The 14048-nt window shown below is 75.4% G+C and carries 17 protein-coding genes and 1 pseudogene; 5 read left to right on the forward strand and 13 right to left on the reverse strand.

Translation table 11 applies throughout. The features are described 5' to 3' along the window. Positions 1–48: 48 nt before the first annotated feature. The gene (locus AB0L34_RS28755) at positions 49–864 is read left to right on the forward strand and encodes a fused MFS/spermidine synthase (RefSeq protein WP_363708209.1); all 816 of its coding nucleotides are present in this window, start codon (positions 49–51) and stop codon (positions 862–864) included. Between the two features lie 90 nt (positions 865–954). On the opposite strand, the gene AB0L34_RS28760 is transcribed toward AB0L34_RS28755, so the two are convergent. Beyond that, positions 955–2256 (reverse strand): NAD(P)/FAD-dependent oxidoreductase, encoded by a 1302-nt coding sequence (locus tag AB0L34_RS28760; protein ID WP_363708189.1) that lies wholly within the window; start codon positions 2254–2256, stop codon positions 955–957. Between the two features lie 152 nt (positions 2257–2408). Between AB0L34_RS28760 and AB0L34_RS28765 the strand changes: the two genes are divergently transcribed. After that, on the forward strand, positions 2409–2570 hold the full coding sequence (locus AB0L34_RS28765) for a hypothetical protein (protein WP_363708191.1): 162 nt from the start codon (positions 2409–2411) through the stop codon (positions 2568–2570). A 4-nt stretch (positions 2571–2574) separates the two neighbouring features. On the opposite strand, the gene AB0L34_RS28770 is transcribed toward AB0L34_RS28765, so the two are convergent. The 8 genes from AB0L34_RS28770 to AB0L34_RS28805 form a co-directional block, all read right to left on the reverse strand. Beyond that, on the reverse strand, positions 2575–3102 hold the full coding sequence (locus tag AB0L34_RS28770; RefSeq protein ID WP_363708193.1) for a GNAT family protein: 528 nt from the start codon (positions 3100–3102) through the stop codon (positions 2575–2577). A 67-nt stretch (positions 3103–3169) separates the two neighbouring features. Then, entirely contained in the window at positions 3170–3541 is a 372-nt protein-coding gene (locus AB0L34_RS28775) for a hypothetical protein (protein ID WP_363708195.1), read from the reverse strand. A 59-nt stretch (positions 3542–3600) separates the two neighbouring features. Continuing rightward, positions 3601–3894, reverse strand: coding sequence for a DUF6510 family protein (locus tag AB0L34_RS28780; protein ID WP_357463842.1), 294 nt, complete (start codon positions 3892–3894; stop codon positions 3601–3603). A gap of 20 nt (positions 3895–3914) precedes the next feature. Then, positions 3915–4649: a ferredoxin reductase gene (locus AB0L34_RS28785; RefSeq protein WP_363708197.1), complete on the reverse strand. Its 735-nt coding sequence runs from the start codon at positions 4647–4649 to the stop codon at positions 3915–3917. Beyond that, positions 4646–5236: a sulfite oxidase-like oxidoreductase gene (locus AB0L34_RS28790; protein WP_363708211.1), complete on the reverse strand. Its 591-nt coding sequence runs from the start codon at positions 5234–5236 to the stop codon at positions 4646–4648. Before AB0L34_RS28790 ends, AB0L34_RS28785 begins: the two co-directional genes overlap by 4 nt. 80 nt (positions 5237–5316) lie before the next feature. Further along, complete coding sequence (locus tag AB0L34_RS28795) at positions 5317–6336, reverse strand: TerC/Alx family metal homeostasis membrane protein (protein WP_363708199.1); 1020 nt, start codon at positions 6334–6336, stop codon at positions 5317–5319. A gap of 231 nt (positions 6337–6567) precedes the next feature. After that, positions 6568–7557 (reverse strand): glycosyltransferase family 9 protein, encoded by a 990-nt coding sequence (locus AB0L34_RS28800; protein ID WP_363708201.1) that lies wholly within the window; start codon positions 7555–7557, stop codon positions 6568–6570. After that, the gene (locus tag AB0L34_RS28805) at positions 7550–8728 is read right to left on the reverse strand and encodes a glycosyltransferase (RefSeq protein ID WP_363708203.1); all 1179 of its coding nucleotides are present in this window, start codon (positions 8726–8728) and stop codon (positions 7550–7552) included. Before AB0L34_RS28805 ends, AB0L34_RS28800 begins: the two co-directional genes overlap by 8 nt. A gap of 73 nt (positions 8729–8801) precedes the next feature. Between AB0L34_RS28805 and AB0L34_RS28810 the strand changes: the two genes are divergently transcribed. Then, complete coding sequence (locus AB0L34_RS28810) at positions 8802–9968, forward strand: CaiB/BaiF CoA-transferase family protein (RefSeq protein ID WP_363708205.1); 1167 nt, start codon at positions 8802–8804, stop codon at positions 9966–9968. A gap of 109 nt (positions 9969–10077) precedes the next feature. On the opposite strand, the gene AB0L34_RS28815 is transcribed toward AB0L34_RS28810, so the two are convergent. Continuing rightward, positions 10078–10488: a DUF2267 domain-containing protein gene (locus AB0L34_RS28815; RefSeq protein WP_357463860.1), complete on the reverse strand. Its 411-nt coding sequence runs from the start codon at positions 10486–10488 to the stop codon at positions 10078–10080. A gap of 153 nt (positions 10489–10641) precedes the next feature. Between AB0L34_RS28815 and AB0L34_RS28820 the strand changes: the two genes are divergently transcribed. Beyond that, positions 10642–10911: a DUF2795 domain-containing protein gene (locus tag AB0L34_RS28820; protein WP_357463863.1), complete on the forward strand. Its 270-nt coding sequence runs from the start codon at positions 10642–10644 to the stop codon at positions 10909–10911. A gap of 52 nt (positions 10912–10963) precedes the next feature. Then, complete coding sequence (locus tag AB0L34_RS28825) at positions 10964–11620, forward strand: DUF1345 domain-containing protein (protein WP_357463866.1); 657 nt, start codon at positions 10964–10966, stop codon at positions 11618–11620. 220 nt (positions 11621–11840) lie between these two features. On the opposite strand, the gene AB0L34_RS28830 is transcribed toward AB0L34_RS28825, so the two are convergent. The 3 genes and pseudogenes from AB0L34_RS28830 to AB0L34_RS28840 all read right to left on the reverse strand — a co-directional run. Further along, positions 11841–12500: a hypothetical protein gene (locus AB0L34_RS28830; protein ID WP_357463869.1), complete on the reverse strand. Its 660-nt coding sequence runs from the start codon at positions 12498–12500 to the stop codon at positions 11841–11843. Between the two features lie 42 nt (positions 12501–12542). After that, positions 12543–13514 (reverse strand): pirin family protein, encoded by a 972-nt coding sequence (locus AB0L34_RS28835; RefSeq protein ID WP_363708207.1) that lies wholly within the window; start codon positions 13512–13514, stop codon positions 12543–12545. Between the two features lie 231 nt (positions 13515–13745). Continuing rightward, positions 13746–14048 (reverse strand): annotated as a pseudogene (locus tag AB0L34_RS28840) (hypothetical protein); the annotation flags it as partial.

Below are 14048 nucleotides of genomic sequence, written 5' to 3' on the forward strand. Positions count from 1 at the left end.
GGGCGACCGCCCCGCCGGCCCGCCCCCGAGGCTCGGCTAAGTGCCGGCATGGACGTCGACGCGCACCGGCTGGAGCTGGTCGTGGACCCGGCCCGACCGACCGGGCGCACACTGCTCGCCGCGGGCGTGGAGCAGTCCTACGTGGACGTCGCCGACCCCCGCCACCTCCACTTCGAGTACGTACGGCGAATGGCCACCGTGGCGGACCTGGCAGCGCCGCCCGGCCGGCCGCTGGACGCGCTGCACCTCGGCGGCGGCGCGCTGACCCTGCCCCGCTACCTGGCCGCCACCCGGCCCGGCTCGGCGCAACTGGTCGTCGAGCGGGACGCGGCCGTGGTCGACCTGGTGGCGCGGGAACTGCCGGCCCTGCCCGCCGACGTCCGCGTGCGGGTGGCCGACGCCCGGGACGCGCTGACCGGCGCCCCGCGCGGCGGGTACGACCTGGTGCTCGCCGACATCTACCGGGCCGCCCGGATGCCCGGGCACGTGACGACCGTCGAGTTCGCCGCCGGGGTGGCCCGGGCCCTGCGCCCGGACGGTCTCTACCTGGTCAACGTGACGGACCTGCCGCCGCTGGTCTTCACCCGGGTGCAGGCGGCCACCCTGCGGGCCGTCTTCGCCGACGTCTGCCTCGTCGCCGACCGGCGGATGCTGCGCGGCCGGCGGTACGGCAACCTCGTCCTCGCCGCCGCGCCGCGCGCCGGACGGCTGCCGGTGGCCCGGCTGGCGGCCCGCGCGGCGCGGGATCCGGTGCCCGGCGGGGTGCTGCACGGGGCGACCCTGGACGCGTTCGTCGCCGGCGCCCGGCCCGCCACCGACGCCGCCCTCACCGCCACCGACGAGCCACCACCCGGCCCGGCCTGACCGCCGAGGGCTCGCCCGCCCCGGGCCCGGACGCGGTCGAGTCGCCCGGTGGCCCCGGGAAACGGCGGATCCGGCGGGGTGCGGCGCTGGTCAGCGGGCCCGGACGGCCACCTCGGGCGAGGAGCTCTCCAGGGGCACCGCGTTGGCCGGAACCAGGCCGAGCTGCACCGCCGGGCGGGGCAGCGCCGCGTCCAGCATCCAGTCGGCGCCCACCCGGGCCCGGTTGCCCGGCATCGCCAGCAGGTGGTAGCCCCGGGTGACCACCTTGGCGGGCAGCCCCGACAGCGACACCTTCAACGGGTTCGCCGCCGCGTCCTTGCCGCCCAGGTCGACGACCCAGCCCAGGTCGTAGTGCTTGTACGCCTTGCGCCGCCCCTGTCCGTAGGAGGCGGCGATGTTGTGCGCGGCCAGCTTGCCCTGCCGCTGGGCGTGCTGCGCGGTCATCGCGCAGATCTGCCCGGGCCGGGTCGGGTCCGGCACCGCGGCGGCGTCGCCGCAGGCGTACACCTCGGGGAAGCCGGGGACGCCGAGGTACTCGTCGACGACCAGGCGGCCCTTCTCGGTGCGCAGCCCCAGCTCGGCGACGAACGGGTCGGGGCGCACGCCGACGCACCAGACGAGGGTGCAGGTGGGGACGTACTCGCCGTCGGTGAGCTTCACCCCGTCGGCGGTGGCCTCGGCCACGGAGGTGCCCATCCGCACGTCGACGCCGCGCCGGCGCAGCACCCGGTCGGCGGTGTCGGACATCCGCTTGTCCAGCTCGGGCAGGACCCGGGGCGCGACGTCCAGCAACATCCACCTCGGGCGGATCTTGAGTCGGGGGCGCTGGGAGACCAGCTCGTCGGTGAAGAGCTGGCCGTGCGCGGCCACCTCCGTGCCGGTGTAGCCGGCGCCGACGACGACGAAGGTGGCGCGGGCCTTCTGCTCGGCGGGGTCCTCGGCCTGCTCGGCCAACTCGATCTGCCGGACCACGTGGTCGTGCAGGAAGAGCGCCTCGGGCAGGCCACGGAAGCCGTGCGCGTACTCGGTGACGCCGGGGATCGGCAGCAGCTTGTTGACGCTGCCGACGGCGAGGACCAGCCGGTCGTACGCGAGCCGGTTGCGGTCCCCCTCCGGCTGGGTGAACCCGACCCAGCGGTTCTGCAGGTCGACGTGGTCGGCCTCGCCGATGACCACCCGCACCCCGTCGAGGGTCCCGGTCAGCGGCACGGAGATCCGGGTCGGCCCCACGACGCCGGCGGCCACCTCGGGCAGCAGCGGTAGGTAGAGGAAGTAGTCGGTGGAGTTCAGCAACACGATCTCGGCCCGGTCCCTGGCCAACCGGCTCAACGTCTTCGCCGCGTGGTATCCGGCGAACCCGGCCCCCACGATCACCACACGAGGTTTCGTCATTGCGGCCCCGTTCCCACGCCACGCCCCGACAAACATGGCAGATCGGGCAATCTCAGCACCAGGCCCCGTCGGATCACCCGGGCCGGGTGGGTTCGTCTCACCCGGCCCGGAGGCACGCTGGTGGTCCACCGCGGCGATGGGAGGACTGCGCGATGAGCATGCCGATGTCCAACGACCAGCGGCAGCCGATCTACCTGCGGCAGAGCGGCCGGAAACACCTCACGCCCCGGCAGCGGCGGCGCGTCGAGCACAAGCAGGGACGGATCGAGCGCCTGGGCGGCCAGCGCCCCGAGACGCGCCGGCCCGGGCGCTGACCACCTACGGCCCGGCCGGGGCGGTGATCGCCCACCGCTCGTGGTCGCGCCACGCCCCGTCGATGAACAGGTACTCGGGTGAGTAGCCCTCCAGCCGGAAGCCGAGCCGGCGGGCCACCCGGCGGGACGGCTCGTTTCCCGGCTGGATGTTCGCCTCGAGCCGGTGCAGGCCGAGCGCGTCGAAGGCGTGCGCGACCACCAGGCCGATGCCGGCCGAGGCGTGCCCGGTGCCGCTGTACGGCAGGAAGGCGGCGTAGCCCAGGTATCCGCCGCGCAGCGCGCCCATGAGGATCCCGCTGATGTTCACGTACCCGGCGATGGCGCCGGAGGCCCGGTCGCAGATCAGGTAGCCGGCGTGGTCCCGCCGCCGGATCTTGGCCAGGTACGCGGCGTACCTCGTCGGGTCGTCGGGGGCGGAGAGCCAGGGGTGGTGCAGGTCCCGGCTGCGCCGGGCCGCCGCGACGAACTCGGCCTCGTCGGCGGGCCGGGGCCGGCGGATGCCGACGGGCCCGGCGGTACGCAGGTATCTCACGGCGGACAACTGTGGCCGCCCCCACCGGCGATGTCCAGCGGATTGCGCCCGATCGCGCCGGGAGCCGTCACCCGCCGCCGGTGCGCTCGACGGTGTAGTGGATGGTCTGGGCGACGATCCAGCCCTGCTCGATCAGGAACGAGTCCGCCCCGTCGCGGACCCGCACGCCCTCGGCCTCCGCCGTCCACTCCAGGAACGCCATCCGGCCATCGACCAGCTTGTTCGTGTACGCGTACCCGCCGCCGGGCAGCTCCTCCTCCAGCCAGCGCGCCAGCTCCCGGACCCCGGCGTGCCCCCGGAACACGCCCCGGCGCTCCAGCACCACGCAGGACGGCGACACGTTGCGCGCCAGGTCCTCCGCGAACCGGTGCTCGGCGGCCAGCCGCAGGTGGTCCTCGAACACCTGCCGCGCCGACCGCGCCCGCAGGTCCTCGTCCACCGCCCCACCTCCGCCCCTCCCGGCTGCCGGGCCCGCCCCGCCCCCGTCCGGGCCCGCCGTCACAGCGGGCCCGGGTGCGGCTGGTCCAGCGGCATCGGCACCTGGAGGAAGGTGGCCCCGCGCAGATCCAGCCAGGCCCGGTCGGGCGAGCGGACCAGCCGCAACATCACCTCGGCGCAGTTCGGGCAGCGGGCCACCAGCCCGGGCGCGTGCGAGTAGACGTGCAGGCCGGCCAGCGGGCCGAGCGTGCCGCAGTGCGCGCACCGCCCGCTGGCGGCGCTCAGGTCGACGGCGAACAGCTCCCGCAGCGGGCCGTCGAGCATGTTGCCATCCAGGTACGACAGCTCGGTCATCGGACACTCCTCCTCGACGCTCAGCCGGTCGGGCCGAACCGCTCGGTCTTCACCCGCCGGCTCGCGTGGCCGAGCCCGACGAGCAGGTCCGCCACGGTCTCCACGAAGCCGGTCGGGCCGCAGACGTAGCAGAGCGGCTCCAGCTCGGGCGGCCAGCCGTGGCTGCTGACGTCGGCCAGGCCGATCCGGTGCGGCTCCCCCCGCCAGCCCTCCGGCGCCTGGCGGGTGTACACGTACGTCACGTCCAGGCCCCGGTCGTCGCGGACGCGGGCGCGCAGCTCGTCGGCGTAGAACACGTCGGCGGGGGTGCGCACCGAGTAGAGCAGCCGGAACGGCGCGCGACTGTCGGCGGCGCGGCGCGCCCGCACCATCGCCATCAGCGGCACCACGCCCGAGCCGCCGGCCACCAGCAGCACCGGCGCGGCCTCCTCCGGCCGCCAGACGAACCAGCCGCCGACCGGGCCGCGCACCTCCACCGGGTCGCCCTGGGCGTAGACGTCGACGAGGTACGGCGACACCTCGCCGTCGGGCAGCCGCTGCACGGTCAGCGCGATCCGGTCCCCGTCGGCCGGTCCGGCCAGCGAGTACGACCGCGCCGCCTGGTACCCGTCGGGGGCGGTCAGCCGCACGTCGACGTGCTGCCCGGGCAGGTGCCCCGGCCAGCCGGGCACCTCCAGCACCAGCGTGTGCGCGGTCGGCGTCTCCACCCGGCGCTCGGCGAGCCGGGCCACCCGCCACCGCAGCGGGGCGGTCAATCGCCCTGGTACCGCTGCTCACGCCACGGGTCACCGTAGTCGTGGTAGCCGGCGGTCTCCCAGAATCCGGGCTGGTCCTCCGTGGTGAGCCGGATGCCGCGCACCCACTTGGCGGACTTCCAGAAGTACAGGTGCGGCACGAGCAGCCGGGCGGGGCCGCCGTGCTCGGCCGGCAGGGGCCCGCCGTCGTACGAGTGCGCCACCCACGCCCGCCCGCCGCGCAGGTCGGCCAGCGGCAGGTTGGTGGTGTAGCCGCCGTACGAGTGGGCCTGCGCGTAGTGCGCGCCGATGTCGATGCCCTCCAGCAGCGTGTCCAGGGAGACGCCCTGCCAGTCGGTGTCGCGCTTCGACCAGCGGGTGACGCAGTGGATGTCCACCGTCGGGGTCTCCTGGGGCAGCGCCATCAGCTCGTCCCAGGTCCAGCGGAACTCCACGCCGGACTCGGTGGAGATGAGGAACTCCCAGGTCTCCAGCGGCACCCTGGGCGTCGGGCCGGCGGAGAGGACCGGGAAGTCCTCCGTCAGGTACTGCCCCGGCGGCAGGGCCGGCTCCGCGGAGCGGGGCCGGCCCTGGAAGCCCGGTGACACGATTCCCACCCGTCAGTCGTACCACCCGGGGTGGGTCGGGCAGGCGTGGTCGGCCGGAACGGCACCGCGGCGGGTGACGCTCAGCGCCGCTCGACCACCATTTCCTTCCTGCCCGGCGCGGCGCCGCGGGTGGCCCGGAGGCTGGTGAGCGTGACGACCACCAGGACGCCGATGATGACGCCCAGCGAGGCGAGGGTGGGGATCTCCGGCACGCCCGCCCAGATGCCGTGCGCCCAGTGCAGGCCCAGCTTGACGCCGATGAACGCCAGGATGATCGCCAGACCGTAGCTGAGGTGGACCAGCCGGCTGAGCGCGGCGTGCAGCACGAAGTAGAGCGCGCGCAGCCCCAGCAGGGCGAACGCGTTGGTGGCGAAGACCAGGTACGGGTCCTCGGTGATGCCGTACACGGCGGGCACCGAGTCGACGGCGAAGACCACGTCGGTGACGAGCAGGGCGACCACCACGAGGGCGAACGGGGTGAGCGTCCGCCGTCCGGCGAGGCGCACGGTCATCTTCGTGCCGTGGTACTCCTCGGTGACCGGCATGAACCTGCGCAGCAGCTGCACCGAGCGCATCTTGTTGATGTCGACTTCCTGCTCGTGCCCGGAGAGGGCGTCACGCAGCAGCTTCACGGCGGTAACGATCAGGATGACCGCGAAGAGCAGGAAGGCGAAGTCCAGGGTCTGCAGGGCCGCCGCGCCGAGGGCGATGAAGACCGCGCGCAGCACCAGCGCCCCGACGATGCCGTAGAGCAGCACCCGCTGGGCGAGCACCGCCGGCACCGCGAACGCGGCCAGCAGCAGCATGAAGACGAACAGGTTGTCGACCGAGAGCGACTTCTCCACCAGGTAACCGGTGAGGTACTCCACGCCCTGCTCGGAGCCGTAGCGGGACCAGACCCACGCGCCGAAGGCGAGCGGCAGGGCGATGTAGAACGTCGACCAGCCCAGCGCCTCCCGGATCGACACCTCGTGCGGCCGGCGGGTGACCAGGAAGTCCAGCACCAGCAGGGCGAGCACGGCGGCGATGGTGACGCCCCACAGCGTGGGGGTGCCGACCGAGTGGATCTCGGTCGCGGCAAGGTACGGCAAATCGGACATGGAGCCTCCTCGAACACCCTGTCATGTTCGAGGTCTCCTTCACCCACCGTTCTGTGGGCAACCACCCGAGGCGTGCTCCGGGCACGCCGTACTGACCGGGATGGCTCGTGGGAAGTACTCCCCTCGTGGCGACAAGGTTATGGCAGGCTCGGCGGGCACGGCAAACGGGGCACACGGGATCACGCGCGCCCCCGTCGAGCGGGCACGCCACCCGTACCGGCCGGGCGGCGGTCAGCGGGCGGCGACGGCGGCGAGCACGGCGGCCACGTCGAGGTCGGCCATGCACGCCGGGCCTGCCGCGTCGAGCGGGCAACGTGCCTCCCACCAGCACGGCTGCTCCGTGATGGCGGTGGGGCGCCGGTGCGGGCACCCCGGCAACCCCTGGAGATCCGTGCCGCCCATCCCGTACCGCCGGGCGTCGGTGGGGCCGAACAGCGCGACCGTCGTGGCGCCGGCGGCGGCGGCGAGCCGCACCGGCCCGGTGTCGGACCCGACCACCACCCCGCCGCGCCGGCCCACCGCGGCGAACTGGCCGGCGAGCGTGGGCAGGTCGGACCGGGGCAGCGGCACCCCGAGCGGCGCGTCGGGGTCGACGGGGCCGACCGTGAGCACCGGGTGACCGCGCCGAGCCAGCTCCCCGGCCAGGGTCCGCCAGCGCCGCCCGGGCCACCGCTTCACCGCCATCCCGACGTCGGTCACCAGCACCACGGGCGGCGCGAGCGGCTCCCCCACCAACCGGGCCACCGCCCGCTCTCCGGCGCGACGCGCCTCGTCGTCGACGTGCACACGCGGGCGGGCGGACCGGTCGGCGGCGTCCAGCAGCCCCTCGGCGTGCAGGATCTCCAGGTAGCGCGCGCCCACCGGCTGGTGCGGTGGCGGGCCACGCCACAGGTTCGTCACCGCCCGCGCGGCGGCGGCCTCCAGCAGCTCCGCGATGCCGTCGTAGCGGGTGGTGCTGACCGCCAGGTCCGGCCGCGCCGCCGCGAGCGCCTCGACCACCGCCTCCCGTTCCGCGCCCGGCCGGCCGTGGCGGGGAGTGCGCACCTCGGCGACCGCCGGGTCGGCGCGCACCAGCTCCGCCCCCGGGTCGTGCGTGAGCACCCGCAGCCGCGCGCCCGGGTTGCGGCGGGCCAGGCCGTGCACCGCCGGCAGCAGCATCAGCAGGTCGCCGATCCCGCCGAGCAGGTCCACCACCAGGATGTCCGCGTACGCCTCAGGCACCGGCCCGCCCCAGCGTCCGCGCGTAGAGGTCGCGGTGCGCGGCGGCGACCCTCGGCCAGGAGTACGCGGCGGCGAAGGCCCGCCCCCGCTCGGCGAGCCGGCGGCGCAACACCGGATCGGCCAGCAGCCTGCCCACGGTGCGCGCGATCGCGGCGCTGTCCCGGCGCCGCCCGATCACCGCCACCGCCCCGCCCCGGCGCAGCTCGTCGTCGGCGGAGTCGGGCACCGTCACCGCCGTCGGCACGCCGTGCGCCAGCGCGGCGAGCAGGGCGCCGCTCTTCGTGGTCACCCCGGCGGTGAACGGCAGCACCGCCACGTCGGCGGCGTGCAGCGCGGCGGAGACCCGCTCGGCGGGCAGGTGCCCGGTGAACGTCACCGCCTCGGCCACCCCGCACCGGCGGGCCAGCCCGGTCAGCTCGGCGCGGAACGCCCGCGCCTCCTGCTCCGGCAACGCCTGCGAGGTGAACCCGCCCACCACCAGCAGCCGCAGTTCGGGGTGGTCGCGCCGCAGGTCGGGCAGCGCCTCGACCAGGTGCCGCAGCCCCTTCACGGGGTGCACGAAGCCGAAGAAGGCCAGCAGCGGGGCGCCCTCGGGCAGCCCCAGCTCGGCCCGCAGGTGCCGCCCGGCGGTGGCCGCGCCGACGTGGTCGGCGACGTTCGGGGCGATCGGGATGTGCGTCGGGGCGCGACCGGTGCGCGCGCGGACCACGGCCCCGTGGCCGGGGTTCGTGACGATGACCGCCGCGCTGGCCGGCACCAGCCGGCCCGACTCCCGGTCCCAGCAGCGGGCCCGCTCCGCCGCCGACCAGAGCCGGCCCGGCAGCCAGCCGGGGCAGGCCCACCACCCGTACTCGTGCAGGGTGGTGACCAGCGGCACCCGCCGGGGCAGCCGCCACGGCAGCAGGCCGGGCTGACCGGAGAACCGGTACGCCGACGGCGCGAACTGCACGTGCACCACGTCGGGGGCCAGCTCGCGGACCCGGCGCGCGGCCCGGACGGTGGCGGCCCGCCAGCGGCCCCCGTCCCCGTCGGGACGCACCGGCACCGGGGTCACCTCGACGTCCACGTCGTCCAGCGCCTCGACCAGGTGCGCCACGTAGTCGCTGACGCCGTCGGCGTCGGGCCGGCCGGGACCGTGCAGCATGGCCACCCTGATCCGGTCGTCGACCACGCCACCTCCCGCCTCTCGCCCGGCGGGTTCCCGGCCCCTTACGGCGCAAACGCGCAGCGCCTATGGTGTGCCGATGACCGACGACGTGCCGGCCGGCCCGCTGGCCGGCGTACGGGTGGTCGAGCTGGCCGGCATCGGGCCCGGCCCGTTCGCCGCGATGATGCTGGCCGACCTCGGCGCGGACGTGGTCCGGGTGGACCGCGCCACCGACGTGGACCCGGGTGCGTTCGGCAGCCCGCACCCGGACCTGCTCAACCGGGGGCGCCGCTCGATCGGGGTGGACCTGAAGTCCCCCGGCGGCCGGGAGGTGGTGCTGGCCCTGGTCGGCGGCGCCGACGCGCTGATCGAGGGCTTCCGGCCGGGGGTGACCGAGCGGCTCGGTGTCGGCCCGGCGGACTGCCTGGCGGTGAACCCGCGACTGGTCTACGGGCGGATGACCGGCTGGGGGCAGGACGGCCCCGCCGCCCCGTACGCCGGACACGACATCGGCTACGTGGCGCTGACCGGGGCGCTGCACGGGATCGGGCGGCCCGGGGAGCGCCCGGTGCCGCCGATGAACCTGCTCGGCGACTTCGGCGGCGGCGGGATGATGCTCGCCCTGGGCCTGGTCTCGGCCCTGTACGCGGTGCGCGGCGGCGCGCGCGGCCAGGTGGTCGACGCCGCCATCGTGGACGGCGTGGCGGTGCTCAGCACCCAGATCCACGCGCTGCGCCGGCTGGGCGTGTGGCAGGACCCGCGTGGGGTGAACCTGCTCGACGGCGGCGCCCCGTTCTACGACACGTACGAGTGCGCCGACGGCCGCCATCTGGCCGTCGGCGCGCTGGAGCCGCAGTTCTACGACGAGTTGGTCCGGCGCAGCGGCTTCCCGCTGCACCCGGACGAGGCGCTGGACCGCACCGACCCGGCGAACTGGCCGGCGCTGCGCCGGGCGTGGGCACGTCTGTTCCGCACCCGCTCCCGGGACGAGTGGACGGCGCTGCTGGGCCAGTCGGACGCCTGTGTGGCGCCGGTGCTGGACTGGCGGGAGGCGCCCGAACACCCGCACCTGGCCTCCCGGCGCACCTTCGTGGAGCAGGACGGGGTCATCCAGCCGGCCCCGGCGCCCCGCTTCTCCGGCACGCCGACGGCGCTGCGCCGCCCGCCGCCGCAGCCCGGCGAGCACACCGACGAACTGCTGGCCGAAGCGGGCTTCGACCCGGGCCACGTCGCCGCCCTGCGCGCCGCCGGCGCGGTCGCCTGACCGCCGCCGGTCGTGCCGGGTCGGTCGGGGCGGTCGGGGCGGGTCGCACCCCGACGTCCGACCGCCGTGCCGGGTCGCGGGACGGACGGTCGGCGGGCAGGTCGGCCGGTCAGGAGCGACGCAGGGTGGCGCCGGGAGCCATCGCGGGTTCCACCAGCATCCGGTAGTCGCGCGGCAGCTGGGTGGCCACGTCGTCGAACTCACCGCCGGTGATCGCCTCGCGGAGCGTGATGAAGACCGCGCGGGCGGCGTCCCTGGCCGCCGACTCGTCGACGCCGGCCCGCACGGCGATCCGCGCGACGAACTCGGCCGCACCGAACCGGTCCGCCGACTCCGTGCGCGGCCTCGGCTTCATCACCACCTGCAACGGCTTGGGCAGCTGCGCCGCCAGGTCCAGCACCTCCCCGCCGGTCAGCCGCTCGGCGAGGGTCTCCAGCGTGGCCCGGGTCAGCGCCACCGCCTGCTCGGAGGACATGCGGGTGCGCCGGGCGACCTGGTCGACGAAGGTGTCGTAGTTCATCCGTGGCTCCTTCCGCGCCTGCGTCGGCTGCGCGTACCCGGTGCCCCGCCCGGGAAACGGCGGCGAATTTCCCGCCGGACGGCGCGTGACGGACCGCCGGGCGGGTAACCGCCGCCGGTCGTGACCGGATCGATGCCCGGAGGAGCCGACACCATGGCGAGTTACGCCGACGTGCTGCAGTACCTGTCGAGCCTGGACTACCCGGCCGGGAAGGACGACGTGGTACGCGAGGCCGAACGCGAGGGCGCCCCGCCGGACGTGTTGCAGGCCCTGCGGGCCCTGCCACCGGTCGACTACGCCAACGGCAACGAGGTGGCCCGCTCCGCACACATCGACGCCGCGCCCGAGGTCGGCCCGTCCCAGCGGGCGGCGCAGGCCCGGGAGCGGCACCAGCGGGTCTCGCAGCACCTGCGCGGCATCTGAGCCTTGCCGACGCCTCGGCTGACCGGCGGCGGCGCCCGCGAGGGCGGGGCCGGTGGGTGACGGTCCGCGGCCGTACGGGCACACCCCGGCCGCCCTCCAGCTCACCGTGATGGGCGTGGTCGGGCTGCTGGCCGGCGGCCTCACCGCGCTGACGGCCTCGCTGGAGCTCGCCCCCCTGGTCGGCTGGGACGCTGCCGCGCTGAGCTGGCTGGTGCTGGTCTGGCACAAGGTGTGGCCGATGGACGCGAGCCGGACGGCCCAGCTGGCGGTGTACGAGGACCCGAACCGGGCGGCCCGCGACACCCTGCTGCTCGTCGCCTGCCTGACCAGCCTGCTGGCGGTCGGCGTCGTGGTGACCCGCGCCCACCAGGGTCCCGCCACGACCCTCTGGAACGTCTACAGCGGGCTGGGCGTGCTCAGCGTGCTGCTGTCCTGGCTGGTGGTGCACACCGTGTTCGCCGCCCGGTACGCGCGGATCTACTACACCGGGCCGGACGGTGGGGTGGACTTCAACCAGCCGGAGCCGCCGCAATACTCCGACTTCGCCTACCTGGCGTTCACCGTGGGGGCGACCTTCCAGGTCTCCGACACCTCGCTCACCTGCAACGAGATGCGCCGGACGGTGCTGCGGCACTCGATGCTGTCGTACCTGTTCGGGGCGTTCGTCATCGCGGTGACGGTGAACCTGCTGGCCGGCCTGGCCAGGTGAGCGGGTAGCAGCCGGACAGGCGGGCGCCCCGGCCGCGAACCGCGACCGGGGCGCCACGCAGAACCTGACCGACGGCCGACGAGGCCCGAACCGGGCCGCGACCACCAGGCGGTTGATGCACGCCCGAACCGGGCGGTCATCACTGCCGAGATCATCATACGATGCGCCATCCCCCGTTCGGAGGATTATCGGCGAACTGTGGGCCAGCGCACCCCGCGCGTCAGGGGGTCAGCTCCGCGTACCGCTGCTCCAGGTCGACCCGGGCCAGCGCCCCGACCAGCCAGGCGAGCCGCTCGGACTCGCCGCTGCCGGCCAGCCCCGCGAGGTCGTCGGCGGAGCGCCCCAGCCCCAGCCGGCGGGCCGCGACCAGCGCCCTGCGGTCGGCCACCGGCGCCACCTCCCGCCACAGCGCCTGCGCCTCGCGCAGGAACAGGTCGGCCACGGCGGCGTCCACGCCGGGCAGCTCGGTGAGCAGCTCGCGCTCCCGGGCCGGGTCGTGGTGCGCCACCGCGCGCAACCGGCGCAGGTCGCCCCGGTAGCGCTCGACGACGGCCCGGGCCAGGTCGCCCAGGGTGTCGGCGAGCGCGTCGACGTCGCCGCGCTGGCCGCTGTCGCGCAGCACGCGCACCCGGTCGGCATGCAGCGAGCGGGCCAGCCGGGCGGCGCTGTCCCAGCCCGCCTCGGGCAGCGCGTGCGCCGTGTCCAGGGCGCGCCGGAAGTCGCCGCGCCGGGCCAGCAGCACGGCGAGGCAGAGCACCTGGAACAGGCTCGACGGGTTGTTCGTGACCCGGAAGCCGTACTGCTCCGCGAAGCCCCGCCCGCTGCCGGCGAGCCGGCGCACCAGTCGCTTCTTGTCCTCAATGCGGGAGATGGTCGGCATGCCGGCGACTACCCATGTCGGGCCCGGCCACGCCTGCCCGGGTCAGCCGAGGACGCCGCCGCTGCGGTCGCGCGCCTTGAGCCGGGTGGTGGGCAGTGCCGGGGCGGGCAGCGGCGGGGCCGGGTCGTCGGCGACGACGCCGAAGCGCCGCCCGGCCATCCAGTCCTCCCGGGCGGCGGCGACCTCCTCGTGCGAGCGGCCGACGAAGTTCCACCACATCACCAGCGGCTCCTCGAAGGGTGCCCCGCCGAGCAGCAGGAGGCGGCTGCCCACCTCGCCGGTCAGGGTGAGCCCGTCCCGGCCGGTGCCGAGGTAGAGCAGCGCCCCGGGGGCGAGCGACACACCGTCGACCTCGGCGGCGCCGGACATGGCCAGCAGCGCGTACTCGAAGTCGCGCCGCAGCGGCAGCCTGGCCGGCGCGGCCCCGCGCACCTCGAGCTGCGCGCCGAGCAGCGGGGTGTGCGTCACAGCCGGCGACCGCTCGCCCTCCAGCTCGCCGACCAGCAGCGTGACGTCCAGCTCGCCGTCGCGCCAGCGGGGCAGGCCGGCGTGGTGGGCGAAGTCGGCCGCACCGGCGCGGGCCGGGTCCGGCAGCGCCACCCAGAGCTGCACGCCGTGCATCAGCGGCGGATGCCGATCGGGCGACCGTTCGGAGTGCGCGATGCCGTGCCCGGAGGTCATCACGTTGAGCTGGCCGGGGCGGATCGGCTGCACGTTGCCGAGGCTGTCCCGGTGCAGGATCTCCCCGTCCAGCAGCCACGTCACCGTCTGGAGGCCGGTGTGCGGGTGCGGCGGCACCTCCATGCCGGGCCGCTCGGCCACGTCGTCCGGGCCGAAGTGGTCCACGAAGCACCAGGCCCCGACCATCCGCCGCTGGCGCTGCGGCAGCAGCCGCCGCACCGTCGTGTAGCGGCCCAGCGGCACGTCGTGGCCCGGCAGCAGGACGCTGCCGGGATCGGCCGTGGCCACGCCGGGCGGGCGGGTCTCCGCGGGCAGTCTCTCGGTACGCTCCACCAGCCGACTGTACGCCCGGCATCGTGCCCGCCCCGGACGGCCACTCCCCCGGCCCCGACGCGACGATGTCCTGCCGCGACGCCGCTCATCGCCCGCCACCTCCCAGGGCCGACGAGGGAGTCCGCGTCCGGCCCCACCCGATCACCGCCCCGCTGGCGGCAGAGACGCCGAAACGCCGCTGGCCGGCACCCCCGAACAGGGGTACCGGCCAGCGGCATCGTTCGACTGTCGTCACTTGTTCCAGTGCTCGGCAACCAGGTCGGCGGCCTGCTGTTCCCACTGGGCGTAGTGGTCCGGGTACGCCGACACCTGCACCGTCTGCGCGGCCTCGGTCAGCGGCATGTCCTGCCACCCGTCGACCTGCTTCAGGCCCTTCAGGAACGCCGTGGTCGAGTACTCGGGGTCGGTGATCTGCTCCACCGTGCCCCAACCGCTGGACGGGCGCTGCTGGAACAGGCCCTGCGAGTCGTGGTCGTTGCGGTCACCCAGGTGACCCAGGTTCTCCAGCTTCGACTCCTGCAGCGCGGTCGCGAT

This window comes from Micromonospora sp. NPDC052213 (genome assembly GCF_040679695.1).
In the GTDB taxonomy this organism is placed as follows: domain Bacteria; phylum Actinomycetota; class Actinomycetes; order Mycobacteriales; family Micromonosporaceae; genus Micromonospora.